Origin of the sequence: Amycolatopsis vastitatis, from assembly GCF_002234595.1 — a bacterium.
GTDB lineage: Bacteria > Actinomycetota > Actinomycetes > Mycobacteriales > Pseudonocardiaceae > Amycolatopsis > Amycolatopsis vastitatis.
Genome location: NZ_NMUL01000007.1, coordinates 99,779 through 126,343 on the forward strand (window position 1 = coordinate 99,779; position 26,565 = coordinate 126,343).

Annotated in this window: 29 protein-coding genes; 16 read left to right on the forward strand and 13 right to left on the reverse strand. The window is 72.2% G+C overall.

The annotated features are described in order from the left end of the window. Nucleotides 1-6: 6 nt before the first annotated feature. Nucleotides 7-1,158, forward strand: coding sequence for an LLM class flavin-dependent oxidoreductase (locus CF165_RS07565; protein ID WP_093946705.1), 1,152 nt, complete (start codon nucleotides 7-9; stop codon nucleotides 1,156-1,158). Here the strand turns inward: CF165_RS07565 and CF165_RS07570 are convergent. The 3 genes from CF165_RS07570 to CF165_RS07580 form a co-directional block, all read right to left on the reverse strand. Next, entirely contained in the window at nucleotides 1,155-2,975 is a 1,821-nt protein-coding gene (locus CF165_RS07570) for a glycosyl transferase (RefSeq protein ID WP_093946706.1), read from the reverse strand. The two genes, CF165_RS07565 and CF165_RS07570, sit on opposite strands and share 4 nt — an antisense overlap. Nucleotides 2,976-3,070: 95 nt before the next feature. After that, on the reverse strand, nucleotides 3,071-3,856 hold the full coding sequence (locus CF165_RS07575) for an IclR family transcriptional regulator (protein ID WP_093946707.1): 786 nt from the start codon (nucleotides 3,854-3,856) through the stop codon (nucleotides 3,071-3,073). A gap of 52 nt (nucleotides 3,857-3,908) precedes the next feature. Continuing rightward, nucleotides 3,909-4,499: a TetR/AcrR family transcriptional regulator gene (locus tag CF165_RS07580; protein ID WP_093946708.1), complete on the reverse strand. Its 591-nt coding sequence runs from the start codon at nucleotides 4,497-4,499 to the stop codon at nucleotides 3,909-3,911. A gap of 87 nt (nucleotides 4,500-4,586) precedes the next feature. On the opposite strand from CF165_RS07580, the gene CF165_RS07585 reads away from it, so the two are divergent. The 4 genes from CF165_RS07585 (at nucleotide 4,587) to CF165_RS07600 (ending at nucleotide 9,364) form a co-directional block, all read left to right on the forward strand. Then, complete coding sequence (locus tag CF165_RS07585; RefSeq protein WP_093946709.1) at nucleotides 4,587-5,504, forward strand: oxygenase MpaB family protein; 918 nt, start codon at nucleotides 4,587-4,589, stop codon at nucleotides 5,502-5,504. 9 nt (nucleotides 5,505-5,513) lie between these two features. Then, on the forward strand, nucleotides 5,514-6,539 hold the full coding sequence (locus CF165_RS07590) for an LLM class F420-dependent oxidoreductase (RefSeq protein ID WP_093946710.1): 1,026 nt from the start codon (nucleotides 5,514-5,516) through the stop codon (nucleotides 6,537-6,539). Nucleotides 6,540-6,657: 118 nt separating this feature from the next. Beyond that, nucleotides 6,658-7,971 (forward strand): MFS transporter, encoded by a 1,314-nt coding sequence (locus tag CF165_RS07595; protein ID WP_093946711.1) that lies wholly within the window; start codon nucleotides 6,658-6,660, stop codon nucleotides 7,969-7,971. After that, nucleotides 7,958-9,364: a pyridoxal phosphate-dependent decarboxylase family protein gene (locus tag CF165_RS07600; RefSeq protein ID WP_093946712.1), complete on the forward strand. Its 1,407-nt coding sequence runs from the start codon at nucleotides 7,958-7,960 to the stop codon at nucleotides 9,362-9,364. The genes CF165_RS07595 and CF165_RS07600 overlap by 14 nt, the downstream gene beginning before the upstream one ends. A 3-nt stretch (nucleotides 9,365-9,367) precedes the next feature. Here CF165_RS07600 and CF165_RS07605 read toward each other — a convergent pair whose 3' ends face one another. From CF165_RS07605 to CF165_RS07620, 4 genes are read right to left on the reverse strand one after another with little or no spacing between them, the layout of a single operon-like run. Next, nucleotides 9,368-9,640, reverse strand: coding sequence for a DUF6295 family protein (locus CF165_RS07605; protein ID WP_093946713.1), 273 nt, complete (start codon nucleotides 9,638-9,640; stop codon nucleotides 9,368-9,370). 11 nt (nucleotides 9,641-9,651) lie between these two features. Then, entirely contained in the window at nucleotides 9,652-10,392 is a 741-nt protein-coding gene (locus CF165_RS07610) for a dienelactone hydrolase family protein (RefSeq protein ID WP_093946714.1), read from the reverse strand. Further along, nucleotides 10,389-12,056: an MFS transporter gene (locus tag CF165_RS07615; protein WP_093946715.1), complete on the reverse strand. Its 1,668-nt coding sequence runs from the start codon at nucleotides 12,054-12,056 to the stop codon at nucleotides 10,389-10,391. Before CF165_RS07615 ends, CF165_RS07610 begins: the two co-directional genes overlap by 4 nt. After that, nucleotides 12,053-12,487 carry a MarR family winged helix-turn-helix transcriptional regulator gene (locus CF165_RS07620; protein WP_167441390.1) on the reverse strand — a complete coding sequence of 145 codons (435 nt, stop codon included), beginning with the start codon at nucleotides 12,485-12,487 and terminating at the stop codon, nucleotides 12,053-12,055. Before CF165_RS07620 ends, CF165_RS07615 begins: the two co-directional genes overlap by 4 nt. 142 nt (nucleotides 12,488-12,629) lie before the next feature. Here CF165_RS07620 and CF165_RS07625 point away from each other — a divergent pair, with 142 nt between their 5' ends. Next, nucleotides 12,630-12,926, forward strand: a complete 297-nt coding sequence (locus CF165_RS07625; RefSeq protein ID WP_093946717.1) for a hypothetical protein — start codon at nucleotides 12,630-12,632, stop codon at nucleotides 12,924-12,926. 60 nt (nucleotides 12,927-12,986) lie between these two features. Here CF165_RS07625 and CF165_RS07630 read toward each other — a convergent pair whose 3' ends face one another. The 4 genes from CF165_RS07630 to mrf are packed head-to-tail and all read right to left on the reverse strand — an operon-like array spanning nucleotide 12,987 to nucleotide 15,713. After that, nucleotides 12,987-14,051 (reverse strand): GTP-binding protein, encoded by a 1,065-nt coding sequence (locus CF165_RS07630; protein ID WP_093946718.1) that lies wholly within the window; start codon nucleotides 14,049-14,051, stop codon nucleotides 12,987-12,989. Beyond that, nucleotides 14,048-14,200 carry a 50S ribosomal protein L32 gene (gene rpmF, locus CF165_RS07635; RefSeq protein WP_093946719.1) on the reverse strand — a complete coding sequence of 51 codons (153 nt, stop codon included), beginning with the start codon at nucleotides 14,198-14,200 and terminating at the stop codon, nucleotides 14,048-14,050. Before rpmF ends, CF165_RS07630 begins: the two co-directional genes overlap by 4 nt. Beyond that, a complete protein-coding gene (locus CF165_RS07640) occupies nucleotides 14,200-14,454 on the reverse strand; it encodes a type B 50S ribosomal protein L31 (RefSeq protein WP_093946720.1) in 255 nt (84 codons plus the stop codon). Before CF165_RS07640 ends, rpmF begins: the two co-directional genes overlap by 1 nt. Then, nucleotides 14,451-15,713, reverse strand: a complete 1,263-nt coding sequence (mrf, locus tag CF165_RS07645; protein ID WP_093946721.1) for a ribosome hibernation factor-recruiting GTPase MRF — start codon at nucleotides 15,711-15,713, stop codon at nucleotides 14,451-14,453. The genes CF165_RS07640 and mrf overlap by 4 nt, the downstream gene beginning before the upstream one ends. A gap of 78 nt (nucleotides 15,714-15,791) precedes the next feature. On the opposite strand from mrf, the gene rpmB reads away from it, so the two are divergent. From rpmB to cobA, 7 genes are all read left to right on the forward strand, one after another. Further along, nucleotides 15,792-16,028: a 50S ribosomal protein L28 gene (gene rpmB / locus CF165_RS07650; RefSeq protein ID WP_003091680.1), complete on the forward strand. Its 237-nt coding sequence runs from the start codon at nucleotides 15,792-15,794 to the stop codon at nucleotides 16,026-16,028. Further along, complete coding sequence (gene rpmG / locus CF165_RS07655; RefSeq protein WP_003091682.1) at nucleotides 16,028-16,195, forward strand: 50S ribosomal protein L33; 168 nt, start codon at nucleotides 16,028-16,030, stop codon at nucleotides 16,193-16,195. Before rpmB ends, rpmG begins: the two co-directional genes overlap by 1 nt. Further along, entirely contained in the window at nucleotides 16,195-16,500 is a 306-nt protein-coding gene (rpsN, locus tag CF165_RS07660) for a 30S ribosomal protein S14 (RefSeq protein WP_093946722.1), read from the forward strand. Before rpmG ends, rpsN begins: the two co-directional genes overlap by 1 nt. Next, the gene (rpsR, locus tag CF165_RS07665) at nucleotides 16,497-16,751 is read left to right on the forward strand and encodes a 30S ribosomal protein S18 (protein ID WP_093946723.1); all 255 of its coding nucleotides are present in this window, start codon (nucleotides 16,497-16,499) and stop codon (nucleotides 16,749-16,751) included. The genes rpsN and rpsR overlap by 4 nt, the downstream gene beginning before the upstream one ends. 97 nt (nucleotides 16,752-16,848) lie before the next feature. After that, a complete protein-coding gene (locus CF165_RS07670; RefSeq protein ID WP_093946724.1) occupies nucleotides 16,849-17,910 on the forward strand; it encodes an ATP-binding protein in 1,062 nt (353 codons plus the stop codon). Next, nucleotides 17,907-19,775, forward strand: coding sequence for a vWA domain-containing protein (locus CF165_RS07675; protein WP_093946725.1), 1,869 nt, complete (start codon nucleotides 17,907-17,909; stop codon nucleotides 19,773-19,775). Before CF165_RS07670 ends, CF165_RS07675 begins: the two co-directional genes overlap by 4 nt. A gap of 47 nt (nucleotides 19,776-19,822) precedes the next feature. Beyond that, a complete protein-coding gene (cobA, locus tag CF165_RS07680; RefSeq protein WP_093946726.1) occupies nucleotides 19,823-21,052 on the forward strand; it encodes a uroporphyrinogen-III C-methyltransferase in 1,230 nt (409 codons plus the stop codon). A 35-nt stretch (nucleotides 21,053-21,087) separates the two neighbouring features. Here the strand turns inward: cobA and CF165_RS07685 are convergent, their stop codons facing one another. After that, nucleotides 21,088-22,197, reverse strand: a complete 1,110-nt coding sequence (locus CF165_RS07685) for an FAD-dependent oxidoreductase (protein WP_093946727.1) — start codon at nucleotides 22,195-22,197, stop codon at nucleotides 21,088-21,090. 67 nt (nucleotides 22,198-22,264) lie between these two features. Here CF165_RS07685 and CF165_RS07690 point away from each other — a divergent pair, with 67 nt between their 5' ends. Continuing rightward, nucleotides 22,265-22,954: a TetR/AcrR family transcriptional regulator gene (locus CF165_RS07690; RefSeq protein ID WP_093946728.1), complete on the forward strand. Its 690-nt coding sequence runs from the start codon at nucleotides 22,265-22,267 to the stop codon at nucleotides 22,952-22,954. Here the strand turns inward: CF165_RS07690 and CF165_RS07695 are convergent. Continuing rightward, the gene (locus CF165_RS07695) at nucleotides 22,948-23,817 is read right to left on the reverse strand and encodes an alpha/beta fold hydrolase (protein ID WP_093946729.1); all 870 of its coding nucleotides are present in this window, start codon (nucleotides 23,815-23,817) and stop codon (nucleotides 22,948-22,950) included. The genes CF165_RS07690 and CF165_RS07695 overlap by 7 nt on opposite strands. A 137-nt stretch (nucleotides 23,818-23,954) precedes the next feature. Here CF165_RS07695 and CF165_RS07700 point away from each other — a divergent pair, with 137 nt between their 5' ends. Together CF165_RS07700 and CF165_RS07705 are read left to right on the forward strand one after the other, a co-directional pair. Further along, nucleotides 23,955-24,797, forward strand: coding sequence for a crotonase/enoyl-CoA hydratase family protein (locus tag CF165_RS07700; protein ID WP_093946730.1), 843 nt, complete (start codon nucleotides 23,955-23,957; stop codon nucleotides 24,795-24,797). Nucleotides 24,798-24,806: 9 nt separating this feature from the next. Then, complete coding sequence (locus CF165_RS07705; protein ID WP_093946731.1) at nucleotides 24,807-26,510, forward strand: AMP-binding protein; 1,704 nt, start codon at nucleotides 24,807-24,809, stop codon at nucleotides 26,508-26,510. Nucleotides 26,511-26,565: the final 55 nt, after the last annotated feature.

Sequence of the window (26,565 nt, forward strand, 5' to 3'; positions counted from 1 at the left end):
CAACGGATGAGCATCAGGCTGCACTGGTTCCTGCCCACCAGCGGCGACGGCCGCACGATCGTGGAACGCTTCCACGCCAACCGGTCCTCGGGCCCGGCGGCGCAGCGCGACCCCGATCTCGACTACCTGGCCCAGGTCGCCCGCGCGGCCGAACGGCAGGGCTTCGAAGGCGTCCTGACGCCGACGGGCACGTGGTGCGAGGACGCGTGGCTCACCACGGCCGCGCTGATCCGCGAGACCACCCGGCTGAAGTTCCTGGTCGCCTTCCGCCCTGGCGTCATTTCGCCGACGCTCGCGGCGCAGATGGCGGGGACGTTCCAGCGGCTTTCGGGTGGCCGCGTGCTGCTCAACGTCGTCACCGGCGGCGACGCGGTGGAGCAGCGGCGGTTCGGCGACTGGCACGACCACGACGCCCGCTACGCGCGGACCGACGAGTTCCTCACGATCGTCCGCGGGGTGTGGTCGGGTGAGCCGTTCACCTTCGCCGGCGAGCACTTGAGCGTGGAAGGCGCGACGACGCTGGCCGTGCCGGATCCCGTGCCGCCGATCTACTTCGGCGGCTCGTCGCCCGCCGCGCTGCCGGTCGCGGCGCGGCACGCCGACGTCTACCTGACCTGGGGCGAACCGCCCGCGCAGGTCGCGGAGAAGATCGGCAAGGTCCGTGAGCTGGCGGGGGACCGGCCGATCCGGTTCGGCGTCCGGCTGCACACCATCTCGCGCGACACCTCGGCCGAAGCCTGGGCGGAGGCGCAGAAGCTGCTCGACGCGCTGAGCCCGGAGCAGGTCGCCAAGGCGCAAGCGCAGCTGGCGGCCAGCGAGTCGGTGGGGCAGCAGCGGATGGTCGCGCTGCACCGCGGCCGGACCGGCGGCGGGGTCCGCGGCCTGGAGATCCACCCGCACCTGTGGGCCGGCGTCGGCCTGGTCCGCGGCGGCGCGGGCACCGCGCTGGTCGGCAGCCACACCGAGGTCGCCGACCTGATCGAGGAGTACCACTCGGCCGGCGTCACGGAGTTCGTGCTGTCCGGCTACCCGCACCTCGAGGAGGCCTACTGGTTCGGCGACGGCGTCCGCCCGGAGCTGGCCCGGCGCGGCCTGCTGGCGGACGTCCCGGCCCTGCGCCGGCCGTCGCACCCGGAGCGGAATGCCGCCGCACTCTAGGGAGCCGAGAACGGGACGAGCAGGCCCGGGGGCGCGAACAGCGGGTAGGTGACGAGCACGCCGGCTCCGGTCCGGGTGACCGTGGCCGGGCGGAACAGGTCGCGCTGGCCGGTGTAGAACGCCGTCACGCCGTCCTCGCCGCCGGTCAGCAGCACCCGGCGGCGGGGCTGCCCGGCGGGATCCTCGCCGGAGACCTCCGGGAAGGCCGCGACCGTGACCGGCTGGAGAGCCGACAGCGCGGCGATCGTCGCGATGAGCCGCGGGTCCGCGCGCCCCTCGCGGAGCACGGCGGCGGCGTCCGGGGCCAGGGAGATCCGGGCCGACGCCGTCAGGGCCGCGCCGGCGTGGGCCCGGGCCGGCGCTTCCGGCGGCGCGCTGGGGTCGGGCGGCGGCAGCCCGAGGCGCCGGACGGTGACCCGGCGGTCGCGGCTGCCGAACACAGCGGTGGTTCCCGCGCCGGTCAACGCGGTGTCCAGAGCCGGGTAGCGTTCCCGCAGCCCGGTCACGTCGCCGGAGAAGACGGCCCATTCGGCGGGCGGGCAGGCGACCGCGCAGGCGGCGGGCGGGGCCAGCATGCCGGTCGGCCAGCCGGCGTTGGCGAGCTCGGCCCACGCCGCGTCGTCGACCAGCAGCCAGGAGCCGGAAGCGTTGTCCCGCAACCACTTCTGCGCTTCGGCGAGGGGCCCGGACCGGTCGGTCGACGGCTGCAGCGCCGGGTAGCCGGAGGACCAGCCCACGGCGACTGCCGCCACCGCGGCGACGGCGGCCAGCGTGAGCCGGGTCCGCCGAGCGCGGCCGGTGTCCGAGAGGTGCGCGGGGGTGCGCCGCCGGGTGACGGCCTGGGCGACCCCGGCCAGGAGAAGCGGCGTCACCGGCAGCAGCAGGGCGAGCACGGCGGTGTGCTGTACGCCGGGGACGAGCAGGGTCGCGGCGAGCAGCAGGCCGGACACCGCGAACGGCCGCAAGGCGGCGAACGCGAGCGCGGCCACCAGTGCGACGGCCGACAGCACCGCCCACGCCGGGTCGAGCGCCGCCCAGTCGGCGGCTGTCGGCCGGCCGGCCGCGGCGAGGTGCGGCTGGAGCACGCCGCCCGCCGGGCCGTACGCGATGCCCAGCCCGAGGTTGAGCAGCACCGTCACCAGCGCCGCCCGGACCGGCGCGCGCCGCACCAGCAGCCAGCCCGCCGCGGGCAGGAACAGCAGCGCCAGCGGCGAAGTCAGGACCGCCGCGAGCAGGCAGACCGCGGCCACGACGTCGTGCCGGATCCGGGCGCCGGGCCGGGTGATCAGCACGAGCGCGCCCAGGGCCCACGCCACCGCCAGGTGCTCCACGAGGACCAGCCGCTGCAGGCCGAGCGCGAGCGGCGACACCGCCACGAACAGCACTGCGGCCGCCGCCGCCCAGTGCGTCAGGCCCAGCCGGCGCGCCAGGAACCACAGCAGCACCGCGGTGACCACCGCCGCGACCAGCATGGTTTCGCGGACCGCGGCCAGGGCCGTGGCCGAGCGGCCGAACGCGTCCGAAACCATCGTCCAGGCACCGAGCTGCAGCCAGCCGAACCGGCTGACCCCCGCGCCGCCCGCGTCGGCGAAGGACGTGAGGTGGCCGAGCGCGTAGGCGTGGGCGACGGTGGCGGCCTCCGACGGCAGGGCCGGATCGGGAGCCGCGAGGTAGAGCACGCGCAAACCGCCGGTCAGGGCCAGCAGCGCGAGCACGATGTCGAGCGACAGCAACCGGTGCGCGGCCGAAGTCCGGAGACCCGGACCGGGGAGAATCGCCGGAGAGCGGTCGCGCGTTTCCCGGCTGTGCTGCGCCATTGCACGGATCGTAGCGGGCCCCGTACCGCCGTCCAGCGCGGGCCGGGGACGTCAGCCGGACGGCCTAGCCCGGGGAAAAGCGTTGCCCCGCAAGATTATTTCCGGCTGCCCGCGGTGGAGCCGGAGAGTGTCCTGGTCAACGCGAGCGCGACCGTGCGGACGGCCGGAGCGACGCGTTCGGTCCGCATCCGGTTGGCCCAGCCGGAAATGGAGACCGCCGCGACCGCGACGCCGCGGGAGTCGAGCAGCGGGCTGGCCGCGCACACGACCCCGACGCCGGATTCCTCGCGCTCCAAAGCGACCCCGTCCTCCCGCACCCGGGCGAGCTGACGGCGGAGCAGGCCGGGTGCGGTGATCGTCCGCGCGCTCACCCGCGGCAATCCGGCGTCGATCACCTGGTTCACCACGGATTCCGGAGAAAACGCCAGGATCGCCTTGCCGACCCCGGTGGCGTGCGCGGGGAACCGGCCGCCGATGCGCGACGGCAGCGTCGGCGCGTCCGGGCCGCGCAGGACGTCGAGGTACACCACTTCGGTGCCTTCGAGGATCGCGAGGTGGACGGTGTTGCGCGTCGCTTCACGGAGGTCGGCCAGGTACGGCCGGGCCGCTTCGACCAGGCCACGGCGGGGCGAGGCCAGCTGGCCGATTTCGAACAGGCGCAGCCCGAGCCTTACCGCGCCGTCCTCGCGCTCGAGCAGGCCGGTTTCGGTGAGGTGCCCGACGAGCCGGTGCACCGTCGTCTTCGCCAGCCCGGTGCGGCGGGCCAGTTCGGAGACGCCGAGGGTCTCGTCACCTGGCCGGAAGGCCTCGAGGAGCGCGGCGAGCCGGGCCGCGACGAGCCCGTCGCCGCTCACCCCCTCGTTCCGCCCAGTGGTACGCACGGGTTGAGTGTGCCCCATCCGCCGCGCGAGTGTCACCGGGTCGGAGGTGAGGTCAGTGGTCGTCGGCGCCGAGGACGAGCTTCACGCAGTGCGCGACGAGCCGCTCGCGCGAAACCTTCAGCGAACCGTCGAGGTAGGCGATGAAGACGTTGCTCAGCGCGCCGACCAGCCCGACGGCGACCATCCGGCGTTCGACCTCGTCGCCGTGGGACAGCTGCTCGCCGACGAGCGCGGCGAACACCGGCAGCAGGTGCAGGCCGCGGCGGGTCAGCGCCGGGTCGGTCAGCGGGGCGAGCAGCAGGACCCGGCCCTTGCGGGGGTCGTCGACGATCAGCTCTACGAACGCGCGCACGGCGTGCTCGGCCCGCAGGACGGGGGTCGGGGCGTCCCGGACGGCGTCGACGAGCGCCTGCCGCGCCTGTTCGCCGACGTGCTCGTACACCGCCGCGACGAGCTCTTCCCGGTCGGCGAAGCTCTCGTAGAAGTAGCGTTCGGTCAGCTTCGCGTGCCGGCACACCGCGCGGACACTCGTCCCGGCCGAGCCCTCGGTGCCCAGCAGCTCCAGGCCCGCGGCCACGAGCTGCTCGCGCCGGAGCGCCTTCCGGTCGTCCAGTGTCGTGCCCGCCCACGTGCGGCCCGGCATGGCGGCTCCTCGGTTGACTACAACTGTTGTCAGATCCTAGCCTGACAACAGCCGTAGTCAGTTCCGGACTCGACGAGGAGTGCGCCGATGACCCCCCAACCGCTGGGTCCCGACTCGCTGACCTGGAAGTACTTCGGCGACTGGCGCGGCCTGCTCATCGGCCTATGGGCCGGGTCGATGCAGAACATGCACCCGGGCCTCGGCGCCGGCGTCGAGCAGCACTCGCGGTTCTTCGAGGAGCGCTGGCAGCGGCTGTTCCGCTCGCTCTACCCGATCGGCGGGGTGGTCTACGACGGCCCGCGCGCGCACCGGACCGCCCTGGAGGTCCGCGGCTACCACGACCGCATCAAGGGCGTCGACGCGCGAGGCCGCCGCTACCACGCGCTCGATCCCGAGACCTACTACTGGGCGCACGCGACGTTCTTCGTCAGCACGATCCTCATCGCCGACCACTTCATGGGCGGCATCGGCGAGGCGGAGAAGCGGCAGCTGTTCGACGAGCACGTCCGGTGGTGGCGGATGTACGACATGACGATGCGGCCGGTGCCCGAGAGCTGGGAGGACTTCCAGCGCTACTGGAAGCACATGTGCAGCGAGGTCCTGGAGGACAACAAGGCCACCCGGGACGTCCTCGACATCCGCGGGCTCGGCAAGCCGCCGTTCCTGCCCTGGCTGCCGGACGCGCTGTGGCGGCCGGTCCAGCGGGTCGTCGCGCGCAACTTCGTCTGGCTGACGATCGGCCTCTACGACCGCGAGGTCCGCGACCTGCTCGGGTTCCGCTGGTCCGAACGCGACGCGCGGCGTCACCGCCGGTTCGGCAAGCTCGTCGACGCCGTCTTCAAGCTCGTCCCGCACGATCGTCGCTACCACCCGCGAGCCCGCGCCGGCTGGCGCCGCGCTCGCGGCGAGGTGGCTCCGGACGCGCCGTTGGTCGAGACTCCACGAAGGAACCTGCCGCCGCTGTCCGAGCGGGGCAAGCCCGAGCACTACGCGCCGAACGTCTAGGAGGCTTTCGTGAAGCTGGGATTCCACATCGGGTACTGGGGCAGCGGCCCGACCCCGGGCGCGCTGGAGGCCGTCCTCAAGGCCGAGGAGCTCGGCTTCGACTCGGTGTGGACGGCGGAGGCGTACGGCTCGGACGCGTTCACGACGCTGGCCTGGTACGGCGCTTCGACCAGCCGGATCCGGCTGGGCACGAACATCGTCCAGATGGCCGCGCGCACGCCGACCGCGACCGCGATGCACGCGCTGACCCTGGACCACCTGTCGGGCGGCCGGATGGTGCTCGGGCTCGGCGCGTCGGGCCCGCAGGTCGTCGAAGGCTGGTACGGGCAGCCGTACCCGAAGCCGCTCGCCAGGACACGGGAGTACGTCGACATCGTGCGGCAGGTGATCGCGCGCGAAGCGCCGGTGACCCTGGACGGCGAGTTCTTCCAGCTGCCGCTCAAGGGCGGGACCGGGCTCGGCAAGCCGCTGAAGCCGACGGTGCACCCGCTGCGCAAGGAGATCCCGATCCACCTGGCCGCGGAGGGCCCGAAGAACGTCGCGCTGGCCGCGGAGATCGGCGACGGCTGGCTGCCGATGTTCTTCTCGCCCAAGAGCAACGGCTTCTACAAGGCCGCGCTGGAAGAGGGTTTCGCCCGGCCGGGCGCGCGGCACACCCTGGAGACGTTCGAGGTGCCGTGCTCGGTCCCGGTGATCGTGCACGACGACGTCGAGGAGGCGGCGAGCTGGATGAAGCCGTCGCTCGCGTTGTACATCGGCGGGATGGGCGCGAAGAGCGTCAATTTCCACCACGACGTCTTCGCCCGGCTCGGCTACGAGGACGTGGCCGACAAGGTGCAGGAGCTGTACCTGGCCGGCCGCAAGGACGAGGCCACGGCCGCGATCCCGACGTCGCTGGTCGAGGACACCTCGCTGATCGGGCCGCCGGAGAAGATCCGCGACGAGCTGCAGGCGTGGGAGGAAACGGTCGTCACGCAGCTGCTCGTGCGGGGTGACGCCGCGGCGCTGGAGAAGATCGCCCGCGCCTTCGGCTGACCGGCGGGTCGCTCCGTGCGCCAGGTCACGACGATGGCACGATTCCCCTCGACCACTACCGGGTCGCCACCGAGATCGAATACTCATGCGGGCACCCGGTACGCCTTCGAGGAGGACCATGGCGACGCTGTCCGGCCGGACGAGGTTCCGCTATTCGCTCGGCTCGTTCGTCACCGGGTCCTTCGGCACGGTTCCCGGCCTGGTGCTGGTGAAGTACCTGACCGACACGATGGCCGTGCCCGCGGGCTGGGCCGCCGCGATCGTGTTCGTGCCCAAGGCCTGGGACGTGCTGTTCAACCCGGTCGCCGGCCGGCTGTCCGACGCCGACCTGCTCAAGACCGGCAGCCGGCGGCGCTTCCTGCTCGTCGGCGGCATCGGCGTGGCGATCCTGTTCGCGGCGATGTTCGCCCACCCCGGGTTCGGGAACCCGCTGCCGGACGCGCTGTACGTGGCGATCATGTTCGCTCTCTGCGCCACCGCGTACGCGCTGTTCCAGGTGCCGTTCAACGCGCTCCCGGCCGAGCTGACCGAGTCGGCGACCGAGCGCACGAAGCTCACCAGCGTCCGCATCGGTGTGCTGGCCGTGACGATCCTGATCTGCGGTGGCGGCGCCCCGGCGATCAGCACCGGCATCGGCGGGGTCGCGGGCTACCGGGTGATGGCCGTGGTGATCGGGCTGATCGTGCTGGCCGCGACGCTGCTGGTGTACTTCGGGCTCAAGGACGCGCCGGTCGGCTCGCTGCGGCCGAACACGGTGAACCTGAAGGAGCTGGTGCGCACGCTGGCCGCGTGGCGGCCGTTCCGCTGGCTGCTCGGCACGTACTTCATCCAGGCGCTCGGCATCGGCACGGTGCTCGCCGCGATCCCGTTCTTCGCCCAGCGCATCCTCGGGAGCGAGGGTTACGGGACGATCCTGTTCGTCATCTTCGTCGGCCCGGCGCTGATCACGATGCCGCTGTGGCCGCGCCTGGGCGACCAGGTCGGCAAGCTCAACGGCTTCCGCCTGGCCACCGCGGCGTTCGCGGTGGGGCTGCTCGGCCTGGTCTTCGCGCGCGAAATCCCGCTGGTCGTGACGTTCGTATTCGTGGCGCTGTGCGGGGTCGGCTACGCCGGGATCTCGGTGTTCCCGCTGGCCATCCTGCCCGACCTGATCACCGCCGAGGAGGAGCGCACCGGCGAGACGCGGGCCGGGATCGCCGCGGGGGTGTGGACCGCGGGGGAGACGCTCGGCCTGGCCTTCGGCGGCGGGCTGTGGGCGGTCATCCTCGCCGTCGGCGGGTACGTGTCCAGTACGGACGCGACGGCGAACCAGCCGCACAGCGCGATCCTCGCGATCCTCGTCGGGGCGTCGGTCATCCCGGGCGTGCTCATCGCCCTGGCCCTGCCGCTGCTGCGGCGTTCGGTGCTGGAACCGCGGCATGAACCCGCCTGACGTCGTCCTCGCGGAGCTGCGGGCGCTGCGCGCGGGTGACCTGCCGACGCACGGCGGCCGCACGCTCGCCTACGTCTACGACAGCGGAATGTCCGAAGTGGACTCCCTGGGCGCGGCGGCGCACGCGCTGGCGTCGTCGGCCAACGGCCTGGACCCGACGGCGTTCCCGAGCCTGCTGAAGATGGAGAACGACCTCGTTCTCGCGGCGTCCCGGTTGCTCGGTGACGTCCCGGGCGTCGTCGGCTCCGTGACGTCCGGCGGGACCGAGTCGTGCCTGCTGGCGGTGCTCGCCGCCCGCGACGGGCGGCCGTCACCGTCGATCGTGCTGCCGACGACCGCGCACGCGGCGTTCCACAAGGCGGCGCACCTGTTCGGGCTGCGCCGGATCGACGTCCCGGTCGACCCGGTGACGTTCCGCGCCGACCCGGCGGCGATGGCCGCGGCGATCGACGACTCGACGGTGCTGGTCGTGGCGAGCGCGCCGTCGTACGCCCACGGCGTGCTCGACCCGGTGCCGGAGATCGCGGCGGCGGCGCTGGAGCGCGGTGTCCGGATGCACGTCGACGCCTGCATCGGCGGCTGGGTGCTGCCGTACTTCGCCCGGCTCGGTGCGGACGTGCCGCCGTTCGACTTCCGCGTCCCCGGCGTCACGAGCATTTCGGTGGACCTGCACAAGTACGCGTACTGCCCGAAGGGCACGTCAGTGCTGCTGCACGCCTCGGCGGAACTGCGGCGCACGCATTACTTCGCGAGCGCTTCGTGGCCCGGCTACACGATGTTGAACACGACTATCCAGAGCACGCGCTCGGGCGGCCCGCTGGCGGCGGCGTGGGCGGTGGTGAACCACCTGGGTTCCGACGGTTACCTGAAGCTGGCGTCCGCCGCGCGTGAGGCGGTGTCCCGAATCCGTTCCGGCATCGAGGAAGTACCCGGCCTGCGGGTGCTCGGCGACCCGGTGTCGACGCTGGTCGCGTTCACCGGCGACGACGGCTTCGACCTGTTCACGGTGGCGGACGAGATGAAGGCGCGCGGCTGGTACGTCCAGCCGCAATTCGCTCATCTGTCCTCGCCGGTGAACTTGCACCTGACGGTCACGGCGGCGAACCACGGCAGCGAGAAGGAGTTCCTCGCCGACCTGGCCGCATCGGTCGACGCGGCCCGCGGCGCCGGTCCGGTGACCGTGGACCCGGCGGTGGCGGAGTTCGTGGCGGCCCTCGACCCGGCGACGCTGACCTCGGAACAGTTCGCCGGGCTCCTGGCCGCGGCGGGCCTCGGCTCGGATGCGGGCCTCCCTGACCGCATGGCGCCGATCAACGCGCTCCTCGCCACGGCACCGGCGCCGTTGCGGGAGCGCTTGCTGCTGGAGTTCCTGGGCGCCCTCTACACGCCCTGAACCTCACTGGTCACGCGAAGCCAGGCCCGCCGGTGCGGACTTGACGGCCGCGTGGATCGCGTCGGCCAAGGCCAGGGCGTCTTCTTCGGTGAGTTCCAGGGCGACGCGCGCCGAAGCGCCCAGGGCCGGGTTGCGGAAGTCGATGTTGACCGTGTGCCCGTACGGCGCGTGGACCGGGTGGTCGACGTACACGGTGCCCTCGGTCAGTCGGAACCAGCCGCGGGCGCCCTTGCCGCTGCCTTCGAGGGCGAACTTCTCGGTCAGGTAGGTGCACATGGCGAGTCCTCTCAGGCGGTGAGTGTGCGCGCGTAGAAGTCGAGGATGCGTTCCCAGCCGTCCTTCGCGGCTTCGGGGCGGTAGCTCGGGCGGTCGACGGCGAAGAACGCGTGGCCGGCGTCGGCGTACGTGTGGAACTCGTGCTCCTTGCCGTGCTTCTCCAGTTCGGCCGCCAGGACCGCCACCTCGTCCGGGCCGGGGAACTGGTCGTCGGCGCCGAAGATGCCCAGCAGCGGGCACGACAGCTGCGGGGCCAGGCCGAGCAGCGGCTTCATCATCTTCATGGTCTCGGGCGGGTCGTTGACGACGAAGGCGCCGTAGCAGTCCACCGCGGCGTCGAGGTCCAGGGAGCAGGCCGCGAGGAACGCGTGCCGCCCGCCCGAACAGTGCCCGATCACGCCGATCCGGCCGTTCGCGTTTTCCAGGGCGCGCAGGTAGTCGGTCGCGCCGGAGACGTCGCCGACCAGGCGGTCGTCCGGGACGCCGCCGGCCGCGCGGACCATCGCGGCCGCGTCGTCCGGGTCCGCCCCCGGCGCTTCGCGCGTGTACAGGTTCGGGCAGAGCGCGTTGTAGCCCTCGACGGCGAAGCGGCGCACCATCTCCTTCGTCGCCGCGTCGTAGCCCGGCAGGTGGTGGATCACCACGACGCCGCCGCGCGGGGTCGCGTCGGTCGGTTTGGCCAGGTAGGCCTCGAGCTCGTCCCCGCCGTGGCCGCTGATGGTGACGGTTCCGGCGACGATTTCGTCGGTCATCGGCTCTCCATGAGGTCGTTGGTGTGGAAGTAACGCCTGCCGCGAGCGGCGGAAGCCACCGCGGCGACGACGGCCATGAGCGCGGCCGCCGTGAACACGACCACCAGGCCGTGGTGGAACGGGCCGGACACCAGCCGCGGGAAGAACTCGCCGCCGGTGAGCGTCGCCCGGTCCGCGGGCGAGAGTCCGGAAAGGACGTCCGGGCCGAGCAGGTGCCCGACCGGGTTGCTGCCGAGGAACGCCGCGAACAGCGTGCTCACCGGCGGCAGCTGGGCGACGCCGTCGGCGACCGGCGCCGGGACGCCGTGGGCCTGCAGTCCGCCGGTGAGCGTCTGCGGCAGCGACGAGGCCAGCCCGGCGATCATCAGCGAGAAGAAGACGCCGATCGACAGCGACGTCCCGGAGTTCTGGAACGTCGCCCGCATGCCGGAGGCGACGCCACGCTGGCCGGCCGGGACGCTGCTCATGATCGCCGACGTGTTCGGCGCGGCGAACATGCCCTGGCCGATCCCGCTGGCGACGAGCAGGGCCGCGAACGCCGGGTACGGGAAGTCCACCGGCAGCGCCAGCAGACCGGCGAACGCCGCCGCGACCAGGAGCAGCCCGCCGGTGGCGAACAGCCGCGCCCCGAACCGGTCGGAGAGGTAGCCGGACACCGGCCCGGCGAGGAGGAACCCGACGGTCAGCGGCAGCATGTGGATCCCGGCCCACAGCGGGGTCTGCTCGTAGTCGTAGCCGTGCAGGGGCAACCAGATGCCCTGCAGCCAGATGATGAGCATGAACTGCATGCCACCACGCGCGACCGAAGTCAGCAACGCGGCGATGTTGCCGGCGGCGAACGCCCGGATCCGGAACAGGCTCAGCTGGAACATCGGCGCGGCGACGCGGGTCTCGATGACGCCGAAGAGCAGGAGCAGCAGCACGCCGGCGCCGATCCCGCCCAGCACCCACGGGTTGCCCCAGCCGGTCGCGCCGCCGCCGTAGGGCTGGATGCCGTAGGTGATCGCGGCGAGCAGCAGCGCGGTGCCCGCGGCGAAGGTGACGTTGCCGCCCCAGTCGATCTTCGCGCGCTTCGGCGTCCCGACCTCGCGGAGGCTGCGGATCGACCAGATCGTGCCCAGCAGCCCGAACGGCACGCTCACCCAGAACACCGCCCGCCAGTCGATCTCGGCCAGCAGGCCGCCGACGACCAGGCCGAGGAACTGCCCGGCCAGCGCGGTGATCTGGTTGACCCCGAGCGCCATGCCGCGCTGCCGCGCGGGGAAGGCGTCGGTGAGGATGGCCGCGGAGTTCGCCGTCAGCATCGACCCGCCGACGGCTTGGACGATCCGCCAGCCGATCAGCCACAGCGCGCCGCCGCCCGCGTGGAACGGGTCGAAGGACAGGGCCACCGACGCGGCGCTGAAGACGACGAAGCCGAGGTTGTACATCTTGACCCGGCCGAACATGTCGCCGAGCCGCCCCAGCGTCACCACCAGCACGGCCTGGACCAGCAGGTAGCCGAGGATCATCCACAGCAGGTAGCCGATGTTGCCCGGGGCGAGGGGGTCGAGGCCGATGCCGCGGAAGATCGCCGGCAGCGAGATGATGACGATCGAGCCGTCGAGCGCGGACATCAGCACGCCGAGCGTGGTGTTGGACAGCGCGACCCACTTGTAGCTCACAGCTCGTCCGCCAGCCGCTCGATCAGCGGGATGGCCGCGACGAGTTCGCGCTGCTCTGCCGCGGTGAACTTCTCGGCCAGCGCGGCCGCCATGAGCCGCGTGGTCCGCGACCGCCGGTCGGTGAGCAGCTTGACACCGGCCTGGGTGACCGACATCAGCACCTTCCGGCCGTCGGAGTCGTCCTTGCGCCGCCCGACGAGCCCACGCTCGACCAGCCCGGCGAGAGTGACGCCCATGGCCTGCGGTTTGACGCGTTCGAGGTCGGCCAGGCAACCCGGAGTGGCCGGGCCTTCCCGGTCGAGCCGGGAGAGCACCAAGCGTTCGGGCAGGGTCAGCTCGCCGGCGACGTACCCCTGGCGCAGGCGCCGGATCAGCCGGCCGAGGGCGACGCGCAGGTCGGCGCTCGCCTGGAGGAGCTCCTCGTCCGTCACGATCGTCAACCTAGACTGATAAACCTGGGTTGATCAAGTCGGACGCGAGCGCCGCTATCGGGTGAGCCGGGAGCTTTCGCCCAGGCCGGGGCCGGGCTCCGGTGTTACCGTCCGAAATGGACACACCTGGAAGGGGTACCCGATGACCAGCCCGCACGTGCAGCACGCCGGCCACGACCACGTCCACCGCGAGGGCTGCGGCCACGCGGCGGTCCCGCACGGCGACCACGTCGAGTACGCCCACGACGGGCACCTGCACCGTCCGCACGACGGCCACTTCGACGAGTGCGAGATCGCGGGCCACGTACCGCACCCGGGCCACGACCACATCCACGGTGACGGCTGCGGCCACGTGGCGGTGCCCCACGGGGAGCACGTCGACTACCTGCACGACGGACACCGCCACGCGGTCCACGAGGACCACTACGACGACCACTGACCTGGCCGGTCGTGAGTGAGTAACAGTGTTAGAACACTGTTACTCACTCACGACCACCACCTAGGCGGAATGGGAGTGGACCGGGGCCCACTCCGGGAACGGGTCCGGGCCGGTCGCGACGTCACCGAGGCAGTCGCGCAAGGCGGCCAGCAGGGCCTCCCCGGCGAGGTCGACGCCGATGAACACCAGCTCCTGCCGCGGTTCGGCGGCCACGCCCTGAGGCTCGAACCGGGCCACCGTGCCCGCCTGCGACCACAGCCCGGTCAGCCCGGGCCGGGACGCCAGCGCGAAGAACCCCTTGGACCGCAGCACCGTGCCGAACTCGCCGGAGTCCAACCGCCGGGTGACGAAGTCCCACAGCCGGGCCGGGTCGAACGCCCGTGAAGCGCGGAACACCACGCTGGAGATGCCGTACTCCTCGGTCTCCGGGATGTGGTCGCCGTTCAGCTCGGCCACCCAGCCCGGTGCCTCCTGCGCCCGGACGGCGTCATACCGGCCGGTTCCGAAGACCCGCTCCAGCGGCACCTTCCCGAAGCGGCCCGTGACGACGTCGGCGGCCGGGTTGAGCCGTCGCAGCGTCGCCACCAGCCGGTCCGCTTCGGAGGAAGAGACCAGGTCCGTTTTGTTCAGCAGCAGGACGTCGGCGAACTCGACCTGGTCCACCAGCAGGTCGCTGACCGTCCGCTCGTCGTCGTCGTACTGGTCCAGCCGCCGCTCCACCAGCGAGTCGCCCGCCGCCAGCTCCCGGGCGAAGTTCGCCGCGTCCACCACGGTCACCATCGTGTCGAGGTGCGCCACCGCGTCCAGGAACGTGAACGTCGCGGCCACCGGCATCGGCTCGGAGATGCCGCTCGACTCGATGAGCACGTGGTCGAAGCGGTCGTCCGCGCACAGGGCGGCCACCTCTTCGAGCAGGTCCTCCCGCAGGGTGCAGCAGATGCACCCGTTGGTCAGCTCGACGAGGCGCTCCTGGGACCGGACCAGCGCGGCGTCGATGTTGACTTCGCTCATGTCGTTGACGATCACCGCGACCCGCAGGCCCGCCCGGTTGGCGAGGATGTGGTTGAGCAGCGTCGTCTTGCCCGCGCCGAGGAAGCCGGACAGGACGGTGACCGGAACGCTCACTGCGCGTGGAAGTGCTTCATCAGCCGGCGCGGGACCAGCTGGACCTTGCCGTCGACCTTGATCGGCACCAGGTCGGGCACGGCGGCCTTCCACTGCGACCGCCGGGACCGCGTGTTGCTGCGCGACATCTTGCGCTTCGGGACGGCCATCAGCGGGTGCCTCGCTTCCCGTAGCGGCGGTGGAACTTCTCGACCTGGCCGGCGCTGTCCATGATCCGCTGGGTGCCGGTCCAGAACGGGTGCGACCACGAGCTGATGTCGACCATGACCAGCGGGTAGGTCCGGCCGTCCGGCCACTCGATGGTCCGGTCGGAGGTGATGGTGGAGCGGGTCAGGAAGGCGTCGCCGGTCGACGAGTCCTTGAACACCACCGGGTGGTAGTCGGGGTGGATCCCGGGTTTCACTGGTCTTCCTTTCGGTTGGCCGCGGTCGCGTCGTGCCGCGCCGGGTCGGTTTCGGTGTCCTCGCACGGTTCCTCGTGCCAGTCCCCGAACGGGTCGGGGTAGCGCAGCCAGGCTTCGGGGCCTTCGGCGAGTTCCGCGTCGGTGAGCAGCGCGCCGCGCAGGGCGGCGTCGACCTCGTCGGGGGTCGCCTGGTCGGTGACGACGACCAGTTCCTGCGCGCGATCGCCGTGCACCGGGTCCCAGCGCAGGGACGCCAGCGTGCGGCGCTCGGGGGAGACGTCCGTCCACTCCGGACCGTCCGGGGACGCGAGCCACGGCCCGGCGTGGCCCAGGCCCAGCCCGCCGCCCGCCGACTCGATCCAGAACGCGACGTCGGGCTGGCTCGCCACCCACGCGCGCCCGCGGGTGCGGACGACGCCGTCCAGCAGCACGTCGAGAGCGTCGTGCAGCCGCTCCGGGTGAAACGGCCGCCGCGCGGTGAAGGGGAGCAGCGCGATGCCGCAGTCGGTGTGCAGCGGTGGCTCGCCGCGCAGCAGCGCGCCGTGCATGTCGGTGACCTCGCCGCGGCGGGCGTCCGCCGGGACGGCGTCGAGGACGCTGTGGCCGTCGACCCGGGCGAGTTCGACCCGCGGGATCGACGGCGCCACCCGGTCGAGCACCGCGGACGCCTTCGCGGCACTCCACGCGTCGGTGGCCGCGCCGGCCAGCACCAGGACGTCGGCGAACTCGACCTGGGACAGCGCGACCTGGGCGACCGTCCGCTCGTCCTCGGGGCTGCCCTGCAGGTTCCGGTCGGCCAGCTCCTCGTCGCCGGTCGCGTCGGCGAGCCAGGTCGCGCAGTCGACCACGGTGAGGACGGCCCGCAGGTCGACGTCGTCGCGCACCGGGTGGTCCCCGACCAGGACGTTGCGGATCGCCCAGCTCACCGGCTCCGGTTCCATGGCCTCGTCGAGCCGGACGACGATCCGGGTCACCTCCGGGCGCCGGGCCAGCCGCCGCAGCAATGGGAGCAGGTCCTCTCGCAGGGTGCAGGACACGCAGCCGTGGGCCAGTTCGAGCACGGTCAGCTCGTCGCGCTCGCCGAGCCGCACGCGGCGGCGGACCACGCCGGAGTGGATCTCGCGCAGGTCGTGGTGGACGACGGCGGTGCCCGGCCCGGCGGCGCGCAGCAGCTCCGCCAGTTCGGCGTTCGGGCCCGCGGCGAGGCCGCTCACGAGGAGGAGCGGGACGCGGGGGTGGTGGGTCTGCTCGGGGGTCACAGGGGCTCCAGGAATGCGGGCGGGGTACGGTGCGTAGAGTAGATGACAATGATAACCACTATCAATTCGGGAGGGTACGTGTCCGCCGTGTGCCAGGTCACCGGCCGCAAGCCGGGCTACGGCAAGCAGGTTTCGCACTCGCACCGCCGCACGTCCCGGCGGTGGGAGCCGAACCTGCAGAACCGTCGCTACTTCGTGCCCAGTGAAGGTCGCTGGGTGCGGCTGCGCGTCTCCGCCAAGGGCATGAAGACGATCGACAAGCGCGGCATCGAGGCCGTCGTCGCCGAACTGAAAGCGAAGGGGGTGAAGCTGTAATGGCGAAGAGCACCGACGTCCGGCCGATCATCAAGCTGCGGTCCACCGCGGGCACCGGCTACACGTACGTCACGAAGAAGAACCGCCGCAACGACCCGGACCGCATGGTCCTGCGCAAGTACGACCCGGTCGCGCGCAAGCACGTCGAGTTCAAGGAAGAGCGCTGATGGCCAAGAAGTCCAAGATCGCGAAGAACGAGCAGCGGAAGGTGGTCGCCGCGCGGTTCGTCGAACGCCGTCGCGCGCTCAAGGCCGTCATCGCCTCCCCGGCGTCGTCGCCGGAGGAGAAGGCGAACGCGGTGGTCGCGCTGCAGAAGCTGCCGCGGGACGCGAGCCCGACGCGGATCCGCAACCGGGACGTCTCGGACGGACGTCCGCGCGGCTACCTGCGGAAGTTCGGCCTGTCGCGGGTGAAGATGCGGCAGGCCGCGCACCGCGGTGAGCTGCCCGGCGTCGCGAAGTCGAGCTGGTGAGCCGGATGCCGAAGCCGAACCGCGACCGCCCCGGCAAGCGCAAGGTGAACCTCTTGCACGCCAACAAGATCACCCACGTCGACTGGAAGGACGTCGATCTGCTGCGGAAGTTCGTCTCCGACCGCGGCAAGATCCGCGCCCGCCGCGTGACGGGATTGACGCCGCAGCAACAGAAACAGGTCGCCACGGCGATCAAGAACGCGCGGGAGATGGCGCTGCTGCCGTACCCGTCCGCGGGCCGCGCGAGCTGACAGTAGATATTCAAGTGCGCGCGCACCGGGCGGTGCGCGACCATGGGCCCTCGAAAGGGGGCGTCGCAAGGGATGTCCTGACACCGGAGGTCCACGCTTGCACGCCCAGCTCACGGTCACGCCCGCCCGGCTGCCCGAAGTCCTGCTCACCACCGCGGTCGTGCGGCCGGTGTTCCTCTGGGGTGCGCCAGGCATCGGGAAGTCCTCTCTGGTGCGCGACTTCGCGGCGTCGCTCGGACTCGACTGCGTTTCCCTGCTGGGCACCCAGCTCGCGCCCGAAGACCTGATCGGCGTCCCGCAGATCGTCGACGGCCGCAGCCGGTTCTGCCCGCCGGAACAGATCGCGCGCGACGAGCCGTACTGCCTGTTCCTCGACGAGCTGAACGCCGCGGCGCCCGACGTCCAGAAGGCGTTCTACTCGCTCATCCTCGACCGCCGCATCGGCTCCTACGAGCTGCCGCCGGGCTCGGTCGTGATCGGCGCCGGCAACCGCGCCACCGACCAGGCCCTCGCCCGGCCGATGGCGTCGGCGCTGGTGAACCGCCTGGTGCACGTCCACCTGCGAGCCGCGCCGGGCGACTGGCTCGCCTGGGCCGCCGGGAACGGCATCCACCCGTGGGTCGTCGAGTACCTCACCCAGCGCCCGGACCACCTGTGGAGCCCGCCGCCGAAGACCGAGGAGCCGTTTTCGACGCCACGGTCCTGGCACATGCTCTCGGACCTGCTCCACTCCGCCGGCGACCCGGCCGACGACGAGACGGTCGCGCTGCTCGCGTACGCCACCCTCACCCCGGCACACGCGGGCGCGTTCCGCGCGTACCTCAAGGTCGCCCGGCACGCCTTCGACCTCGAGGCCATCCTCAAAGGCGACGCGCGCTGGCCGGCCGAGCCGGGCGACCGGGACCTGCTCTACTTCCTCGCCGAGACCTTCCGTGCGCGGCTGGTCAAGGACCTGCCCGCGGACAAGCGGCACGCGTCGGCGGCCGTGCGCCAGTTCGCTTTCCGCGCGAAGGGCCTGCTCGTCGAGCTGGCCGAAATCTCCCTGGAGATGGCGCAGCTGGTCATCGCCGACGACGAAGCAGGCCACCCGCGGCTGCCGTCGTGGTTCCTGGTCGAGGCGGCCCGTGATCTCCCACGGCTGGTGGCGGCGCGCGCATGAGCAACGCCCGCGTCGAAGCGAAGCGCCGCGAGCGGCGGAACAAGGCGATCACCGACGGCTGGGTCCGGGCGCGCTCGCACACGGTGCTGGACCACCTCGCCCGTGGCGCCCGCCTGAATCCCGAAAGCACCGGCGGCTGGGCCGTCGTCGACGATCGCGGCCTGGTCACCCCGAACCGCGCCCGCGACGCCGAGCCCGCGGAATGGGCCTGGGTGTTCGCCCACCTCCTGCTGCACCTGGGCCTCGGCCACCTCGACGACGAACTGCTCACCGACGCCGAGGCGATCACGCCCGGCCGCGACGTCGAGCCGGTCTACGCGGCCGCCTGCTGCGTCGCCGTCCACCGGTTCGCGGAGGCGGTGCGCGTCGGGACCCCCGTCGTCGACCTGCCCGAGCTGCCCGGGACCGACGAGATCGCGCTGACCCGCGTGTGGCGCGAGACGGGCGTCCCCGCGCCGTTCACCGGCGAGCCGGGGCCGTGCCTGCGGCTCGCCGAGCCGATGTCTCGCTGGCAGCTGCAGTACCACGGGACGCCGGAGCCGTGGACCGAGCGGTTCGCCCGTGGGCTGATCGCCTCGGCCACCGACGCCATGGAACGCGCCGCCGACGCGCGCGGGCAGACCCGGCACCGGCGGGCGATGGGGGAGTGGGACCGCGCGCTGTCCTGGTTCGTCTCGTCGTTCCCGCTGCTCGGCGCGGTCGCCGCGGGGTTCACCCTGGTCGTCGACGCCGAGGTCGTCCGCGCCTGGGACATCTCCCTCGCGGCGGTCGACGCCGAGCACGGCGAGATCTACGTCAACCCGGCCGCTGACCTGACCGCCGAGGAATGGCGGTTCGTCCTGGCGCACGAAATGTTGCACGCCGCGTTGCGGCACGACCGCCGCGCGCTGGGCCGCGACCCGTACCTGTGGAACGTCGCCTGCGACTACGTGATCAACGGCTGGCTGGTCGCCATGGGCGTCGGCGAGCTGCCCCACGGCGTCCTGCACGACCAGCAGCTGACCGGGATGTCCGCGGAGTCGGTGTACGACACGCTGACGACCGACCTCCGCCGGGCACGCAAGCTGCTGACGCTGGGCTCGCGCGAGGCCGGCGACGTCCTGGGCGACTGGCTGTCCGAACCGGACGCGGCGCGGCGCCGGTCGTCGAAGCGGAGCTCTCGGCCGCTCCCGTGGCGCGAAGGCGACCGGACCGGCGGTGTCGACCTCGACGAGTTCTACCGCCGGGCGCTCACCCAAGGGCTCGAGTACCACCACGCCCAGGGCCGCGGGCTGCTGCCGGCCGGGCTGGAGCAGGAGATCCGGGCCCTGGATCACCCGCCGCTGCCGTGGGACGCGCAGCTCGCGCGCTGGTTCGACGAGCACGTCCGGGTGGAGCTGCCGGTGCGCAGCTACGCGCGGGCGTCGCGCCGCCAGTCGGCGACACCGGACATCCCGCGCCCGGGCCGCGTCCGCCCGGAACGCCTCGATCGGCGCGTCACTTTCGGCGTGGTGCTGGACACGTCGGGGTCGATGAACGCGGAACTGCTGGGCAAGGCGCTGGGCGCGATCGCGTCGTACGCGCTGGCCCGGGACGTCCCCGCGGCGCGCGTGGTGTTCTGCGACGCCGTCGCCTACGACGCCGGGTACCTCGCGGTGGAGGACATCGCGGGCCGGGTGAAGGTCCGCGGCCGCGGTGGCACGATCCTGCAGCCGGGCGTGGACCTGCTGCAGCGCGCATCCGACTTCCCGGCCGACGGGCCGATCCTGATCATCACCGACGCCTGCTGCGACCACGTCCGGCCGCGCCGCGAGCACGCGTACCTCGTGCCGCGGGGTGCGCGGCTGCCGTTCGTGGCCCGCGGCCCGGTCTTCCGGGTGGCGTGACCCACGCTGGGCTGGCGCGAGGATGAACCGCCAATAAACTCCCGGCCATGGACGACCCGCACTACCTCTCCGGCCTCCAGCTCACCGGCCGCCGCGTCGTGATGATCGGCGGCGGCACGGTCGCGCAACGCAGGCTGCCCCGGCTGATCAGCGCGGGAGCCCGCGTCGAACTGGTGTCGCCGCACACCACGCCGTCGGTGCAGGGGATGGTGGACGCGGGCGAACTGGTCTGGCACGAACGCGCCTACGCTTCCGGCGATCTCAAGGACGCCTGGTACGCCCTGGCCTGCACGAACGATCCCGAAGTGAACGCGGCCGTCTGCGCCGAGGCCGAACGCGAGCGGGTGTTCTGCGTCCGCGCCGACGAAGGCGAGTCGGGCAGCGCGGTGACCCCGGCGTCCGGGCGGCACGGTGGCCTGCTGTTCGGCGTGCTTTCCGGCGGCGAGCCGCTGCGCTCGGCCGCGGTGCGCGACTCGGTCCTCGACGGCCTGCACAACGGCACGATCGAGGACGGCCGTCAGCCCCACCCGGAGGGCAGCCTGCCCGGGGTGGCGCTGGTCGGCGGCGGCCCGGGCGACCCGGAGCTGATCACGGTCCGCGGACGGCGGCTGCTCTCGCGCGCGGACGTCGTCGTGGTGGACCGGCTGGCGCCGCGCGAGCTGCTCGGCGAACTCGCGCCGGAGGTGGAGATCGTCGACGCGGCGAAGATCCCGTACGGCCGCGCGGCCAGCCAGGACGTCATCAACAGCACGCTCATCGAGCGTGCGAAGGAGGGCAAGTTCGTCGTCCGGCTCAAGGGCGGCGACCCCTACCTGTTCGGCCGCGGCTTCGAAGAGGTACTGGCCTGCGCCGAAGCGGGCGTCCCGGTGACGATGGTCCCGGGCATCACGAGCGCGTTCGCGGTCCCGGCGGTGGCGGACGTCCCGGTGACCCACCGCGGCGTGGCGCACGAGGTGGTGGTGGTCTCCGGCCACGTCGCCCCCGGCGACGACCGGTCCCTGGTCGACTGGGACCTGCTGGCCCGGATGCGCGGCACGATCGTGCTGATGATGGGCGTGGAGCGGCTCCCGCAGTTCGCGAAGGCCCTCCTGGACGGCGGCCGCCCGGCGGACACCCCGGTGGCCATCGTCGAGGACGGCACGATGCGCACCCAGCGCACCCTCCGGTCCACATTGGACAAGGTGGCGACGGACGCGGCGGCCTCCGGCGTCCGCCCGCCCGCGGTGATCGTGATCGGCCCGGTGGCCGGCCTGGCCCCGGAGGGGCATCAACCGTGATGCCCCTCCGATTACGCAAGCGTCGGTGACCGGATTCAGTTCGGCTGGAAGAACGCCTGCAGTTTCCGGGCGGCGTCCGGCGACATCATGAGTTCGTGCATCTGCGCGGACATCTTGGCGGCGGCGCCGGCGCGTTCGAACATCTCGCGTTCGTACTCCCTGACGGCGGCGGGGAAGTCGTCCGGGTGCGCGGCCAGCGCGAGACCGAGCGCGGCGCCGTCGAGCAACGCCATGTTGGCGCCTTCTCCCACCGCCGGCATCAGGTGCGCGGCGTCGCCGAGCAGCGTGACGTCCGGCCTCGACGGCCAGGTCAGGCCGACCGGGAGCGTGGTCATCGGCCGTGGCACGACGTGGTCGTCGCAGGCCGCGATCAGCGCGGTGATCCGGGGGTCCCAGCCCGGGAGCAGCTCGATCAGCCGCGCCCGGGCGGCGGCCGGGTCGTCGAACGGGATCCCGCTGGTGGCGAACCAGTCCTCGGGGGTGTTGGTGAAACTGACGCCGATGCGGACGCGGCCGTCGCCGTTGCGCTGCGCCGCCAGGGACTTCCCCTTCCCGACCACCCAGTAGGTGCCGCGCCCGACCATCGCCGCCAGGTCCGGGTGCGTGCGGTCGATGTCGGGGATACCGATCTCGACGACGTTCTTGCCGATGTGCTCCGGGCGGGCGTCGGTGAGCAGCGGGCGGACCCGGGACTGCGCGCCGTCCGCGCCCACCAGCAGGTCATAGCGTGCACTGCTGCCGTCGGCGAAGCGCAGCACGCCGTCGCCGGCGGATGCGAACGCGTGTCCCCAGCGCACCGTTCCTCCGGGAAGGGAATCCAGCAGCAGGGCACGCAGGTCGGCGCGGTCGACCTCGGGGCGCAGCAGTGGCGCGTCGTCGGGCGTGTCCTCCTGGTGCAGCAGGGTGCCGTCCGGCTCGAGCAGCCGCATGTCCTGGCCCTCACCACGGGCGATCGCGAAGAACTCTTCGAGCAGACCGGCTTCGCGCAGCGCCCGCTGCCCGGAGTGGATGTCGAGCATGCTGCCCTGGTCGCGCGCGGTCCGCGAAGAGTCCCGTTCGTACACGACGGATTCGATGCCGTTCACGTGCAGCACGCGGGCGAGCGTCAGGCCACCCATCCCGCCTCCGACGATGGCGATCGTCATGATTCCCCCTTGATACGGTGTATTGATAAATACACTGTATCGCAGCAGGCGTTGTATCGTCACCGGCATGTTGGTGTGGGAGCGGCCCGAGCCGCCGGATCGGCCGACGCCGGCCCCGCTGAGCCGGGACCTGATCGTCCGGGCGGCGATCCGGCTGGCCGACGCGGACGGCCTGGACGCGGTGTCGCTGCGCAAGGTCGCCGCCGCGCTGGACGTCGGGCCGATGCGGCTGTACGGCTACATCGCGACCAAGGAAGAGCTGCTCGACCTGATGGTCGACGCCGTTTACGCGGAGATCCGCCCGGCCGGAGACGGGTGGCGGGAGGTGCTGGGCTCCCTGGCCGAAAGCGTCCGCAAGGCCGCGCACCGGCACGAATGGCTCGCCGACCTGCTCGGCGGGCGCCCCCAGCTCGGGCCGAACACCATGGCCGGCGGCGAGGCCGTGCTGGCCGCGATGGACGGCGTCGGCCTGGACACGGTCGTCCCGGCGGTCGCCGCGGTCAACGCGTACGTGACCGGCGCGGTCCGCCGGGAGATCACCGAACGGCGTGCCGAGCGGTCCTCCGGGATGGACCAGCGGCAGTGGCAAGCCGCCTTCGGGCCCTACCTGGAGCGGACCTTCGCCACCGGCCGGTTCCCCGCGCTGGCCACGATGGTGCGCGACGGCCCCCACCTGGACGCCGACCAGACGTTCCGCATCGGCCTCGACTTCGTCCTGGACGGCATCGCGGCCCGCGTCTCAAAGCGCGTTCAGTAGCAGCTCGCGGAGAAGTCCCGGATCGCGTCCGACAGCCGGCTCGGGTCGAGCCTGAGCTCGACCGGGCTGCGGGCCTGGACGAACTCCGCGTCGGGCATGTCGACGGCGAGAGTGTCCGCGTCGCCGAACGGGTGGATCGGGTCACCCTGGTGGCCGATCACCAGCGCGCGCGTGGTGATCTTGCGGCGCACCGACTTCGGCGGCGCGATCCGGCCGAACAGCACGCCGTGCAGCAGCGCCGCCATCGGGGCCGGGCGCTGCGAGAGCGTGTCCGTCACGACGTCGACCCACTGGTTGCCGTGCGGGACCACCGACGCCGCGACCGCGACCGCCTGCACCGTGAACGGCAGGAACCGGGCCGCCATCAGCAACGGCGCGAACGTGAACAGCCCGGCGACGATCGCGTTGTCCAGCACCGGCATCTCGACGATCAGCCCGCGCGCCCGCTCGGGGGCCAGCACCGCCACTTCCAGCGAGACGTTCGCGCCCAGCGACGTCCCGCCGATGACGGCCGACTCGACCTCGAGGTGGTCCAGCAGCGCCAGGGTCTGTTCGGCGAACGAGGGCATCGAGTACTGCCACGACTCGGTCGGCCGGTCCGAGTCGCCGTGGCCGAGCAGGTCGAGGGTGATCACCCGGAAGCCGGCGCGGGCCAGCCGGCGCGCGAGGGGTGCGTGCATCCGGCGGGTCAGCATGATGCCGTGGGTGAGGACGACGACCTTGTCGCCGCTGCCGAACTCGGTGTACCAGAGCCGGTGTCCCTCGTGGTCGAAGGAGCCGGTCAGCTCGATCGGGCGGGACGCGCGCCGGGCGGGCGCGGCGGGCGGCTCGGGTTCGATCGCGGTCGCGCTGGCCGGGCTCATGTCCCACCGTCCTCCCCGTGTCGTGGTCCGGGTCTCTTTCAGGAAAGCATCCCCCGACCAGGTTGGCACAGTGACCACCGGGTCAATTGACAAGGTGCCAATGGCGGGTCGCCGCGGGCATGGGTCAAGATGACCCCATGACCGCTACTGCTGACAGTTTGCCCGACCTCGTGTCCCTGAAGGTCGACGTCGACGGCGCTGTGGCCGAAGTGACGCTCCTCGGCCCGTCGAAGGGCAACGCGATGGGGCCGGACTTCTGGCGCGAGCTGCCGCTCGTGTTCCGCGCGCTGGACGCCGATCCGCAGGTCAGGGCCGTGGTGCTGACCGGCAGCGGGACGAACTTCTCCTACGGCCTCGACCTGCCGGCGATGATGGGCGGCTGGGCGCCGATGCTGGGCCCGGACAACCTGGCCGGCCCGCGCACGGCGTTCCTCGACCACGTCCGGTCGCTGCAGGCGGCGGTCAGCTCGATCGCGGAATGCCGCAAACCGGTCGTCGCGGCCGTGTCCGGCTGGTGCATCGGCGGCGGGGTCGACGTCATCGCCGCCGCGGACGTCCGGCTGGCCAGTGCCGACGCCAAGTTCAGTGTCCGCGAAGTGCGCGTCGCCATCGTCGCCGACCTCGGCAGCCTGCAGCGGCTCGCCTCCATCATCGGTGAGGGGCACCTGCGGGAGCTGGCCCTGACCGGCAAGGACGTCGACGCCGCCCGCGCCGAGAAGATCGGCCTGGTCAACGACGTCTACGCCGACCAGGACACGCTGCTGAAGGCCGCCCGCGAACTCGCCGGGGAGATCGCTGCGAACCCGCCGCTGGTGGTGCAGGGTACGAAGCAGGTACTGGCGGCGAACACCGAGCGCCAGGTCGCCGACGGCCTCCGGTACGTCGCGGCGTGGAACTCGGCGTTCCTGCCCAGCAAGGACCTCGGCGAGGCCGTCCAGGCGTTCATGGAGCGCCGCAAGCCGGAGTTCAAGGGCGAATAGGAGAGAGCCGTGAGCGCTTCGGAAGTCCACCACGCGTTCCGCGTCGCGCGGGACTACCTGCAGGCCCACCGCGAGGACTACGACACGGCGTACCGCGACTTCGCCTGGCCGGAGTTCGACGAGTTCAACTGGGCGATCGACTGGTTCGACGTCGTCGCGCACGATCCCGACAACGCCGAGCGGTACGCCCTCTGGATCGTCGAGGAGGACGGCACCGAGAACCGCTGGACCTACCCCGAGATGTCGGGCCGCTCCAACCAGGTGGCGAACTGGCTGCGCTCGCTCGGTGTGCGCCGCGGCGACCGGCTGATCCTCATGCTGGGCAACCAGGGCGAGCTTTGGGAGACGATCCTCGCCGCGATCAAGCTCGGCGCCGTGATCATCCCGGCGTCCACGCTGCTCGGGCCGGCCGACCTGACCGACCGCGTGGAGCGGGGCGCGGCCAAGCACGTCGTGGTCCGCTCGGCGGACGCGCCGAAGTTCGACGGCGTCGAAGGCGGCTACACGCGCATCGCCGTGGGAGAGCCGGTCGAAGGCTGGCATTCGTACTCAGCCGCGTTCGCGCAGTCGCCGGAGTTCACGCCGGACGGCCCGACGAAGGCCGGCGACCCGCTGCTGCTGTACTTCACCTCCGGCACGACGGCGAAGCCGAAGCTGGTCCAGCACACGCACGTCTCGTACCCGGTGGGCCACCTGTCGACGATGTACTGGATCGGGCTCGAGCCCGGGGATGTCCACCTGAACATCTCGTCGCCGGGCTGGGCGAAGCACGCGTGGAGCAACTTCTTCGCGCCGTGGAACGCCGAGGCCACGGTGTTCCTCTACAACTACAACCGGTTCGACGCGGGCGCGCTGCTGGCCCAGATGGACCGGTGCGGCGTCACCAGCTTCTGCGCGCCGCCGACGGTGTGGCGGATGCTCATCCAGGCCGACCTGACGGCGCTGCGCACCCCGCCGCGCAAGGTCGTGGGCGCGGGGGAGCCGCTCAACCCCGAGGTGATCGACCAGGTCCGGAAGGCGTGGGGCGTCACCATCCGCGACGGCTTCGGGCAGACGGAGAGCAGCGTCCAGATCGCCAACACGCCGGGTCAGGACGTCGTGCCCGGCTCGATGGGCCGCCCGCTGCCCGGGTTCGTGGTGGCGCTGGTCGACCCGGTCAGCGGCGAGCGGGCGTCGGAGGGCGAGATCTGCCTCGACCTCGCCCACCGGCCGGTGGGCCTGATGACGGGCTACGCGGACGACGACGAGCGCACCTCGGCGGCCTTCGGCGGCGGCTACTACCACACAGGTGACGTCGGTTCGATCGACGAACGCGGCTACATCACCTACGTCGGACGCACCGACGACGTGTTCAAGGCGTCGGACTACCGGATCTCGCCGTTCGAGCTGGAGAGCGTCCTCATCGAGCACGAAGCGGTGGCGGAGGCGGCGGTGGTCCCGGCCCCCGACCCGATCCGGCTCGCGGTGCCCAAGGCGTACGTCGTGCTGGCCGCCGGTCACGAGCCGACCGCGGAGACCGCGAAGGCGATCCTCGCCTACTGCCGCGAGCACCTGGCGCCGTACAAGCGGATCCGGCGGCTCGAGTTCGCGGAGCTGCCGAAGACGATCTCGGGCAAGATCCGCCGCGTCGAGCTGCGGGGCCGGGAGAGCGACCCGAAGCGCGCCGAAGCGACGGAGTACCGCGAGGAGGACTTCCCCGACCTCAAGTCCTGACCGCCCCGGCTCTCAAACGCCCCAATGTGGCGTTCGGTGCGTCCAACGCACCGAA

Coding starts and splice junctions, on each gene's coding strand:
- CF165_RS07565 (WP_093946705.1), top strand. CDS start 7: ATGAGCATCAGGCTGCACTGGTTCCTGCCCACCAGCGGCGACGGCCGC.
- CF165_RS07570 (WP_093946706.1), bottom strand. CDS start 2,975: ATGGCGCAGCACAGCCGGGAAACGCGCGACCGCTCTCCGGCGATTCTC.
- CF165_RS07580 (WP_093946708.1), bottom strand. CDS start 4,499: ATGCCGGGCCGCACGTGGGCGGGCACGACACTGGACGACCGGAAGGCG.
- CF165_RS07585 (WP_093946709.1), top strand. CDS start 4,587: ATGACCCCCCAACCGCTGGGTCCCGACTCGCTGACCTGGAAGTACTTC.
- CF165_RS07595 (WP_093946711.1), top strand. CDS start 6,658: ATGGCGACGCTGTCCGGCCGGACGAGGTTCCGCTATTCGCTCGGCTCG.
- CF165_RS07600 (WP_093946712.1), top strand. CDS start 7,958: ATGAACCCGCCTGACGTCGTCCTCGCGGAGCTGCGGGCGCTGCGCGCG.
- CF165_RS07605 (WP_093946713.1), bottom strand. CDS start 9,640: ATGTGCACCTACCTGACCGAGAAGTTCGCCCTCGAAGGCAGCGGCAAG.
- CF165_RS07610 (WP_093946714.1), bottom strand. CDS start 10,392: ATGACCGACGAAATCGTCGCCGGAACCGTCACCATCAGCGGCCACGGC.
- CF165_RS07625 (WP_093946717.1), top strand. CDS start 12,630: ATGACCAGCCCGCACGTGCAGCACGCCGGCCACGACCACGTCCACCGC.
- rpmF (WP_093946719.1), bottom strand. CDS start 14,200: ATGGCCGTCCCGAAGCGCAAGATGTCGCGCAGCAACACGCGGTCCCGG.
- rpmG (WP_003091682.1), top strand. CDS start 16,028: ATGGCGAAGAGCACCGACGTCCGGCCGATCATCAAGCTGCGGTCCACC.
- rpsN (WP_093946722.1), top strand. CDS start 16,195: ATGGCCAAGAAGTCCAAGATCGCGAAGAACGAGCAGCGGAAGGTGGTC.
- CF165_RS07675 (WP_093946725.1), top strand. CDS start 17,907: ATGAGCAACGCCCGCGTCGAAGCGAAGCGCCGCGAGCGGCGGAACAAG.
- cobA (WP_093946726.1), top strand. CDS start 19,823: ATGGACGACCCGCACTACCTCTCCGGCCTCCAGCTCACCGGCCGCCGC.
- CF165_RS07685 (WP_093946727.1), bottom strand. CDS start 22,197: ATGACGATCGCCATCGTCGGAGGCGGGATGGGTGGCCTGACGCTCGCC.
- CF165_RS07690 (WP_093946728.1), top strand. CDS start 22,265: ATGTTGGTGTGGGAGCGGCCCGAGCCGCCGGATCGGCCGACGCCGGCC.
- CF165_RS07695 (WP_093946729.1), bottom strand. CDS start 23,817: ATGAGCCCGGCCAGCGCGACCGCGATCGAACCCGAGCCGCCCGCCGCG.
- CF165_RS07700 (WP_093946730.1), top strand. CDS start 23,955: ATGACCGCTACTGCTGACAGTTTGCCCGACCTCGTGTCCCTGAAGGTC.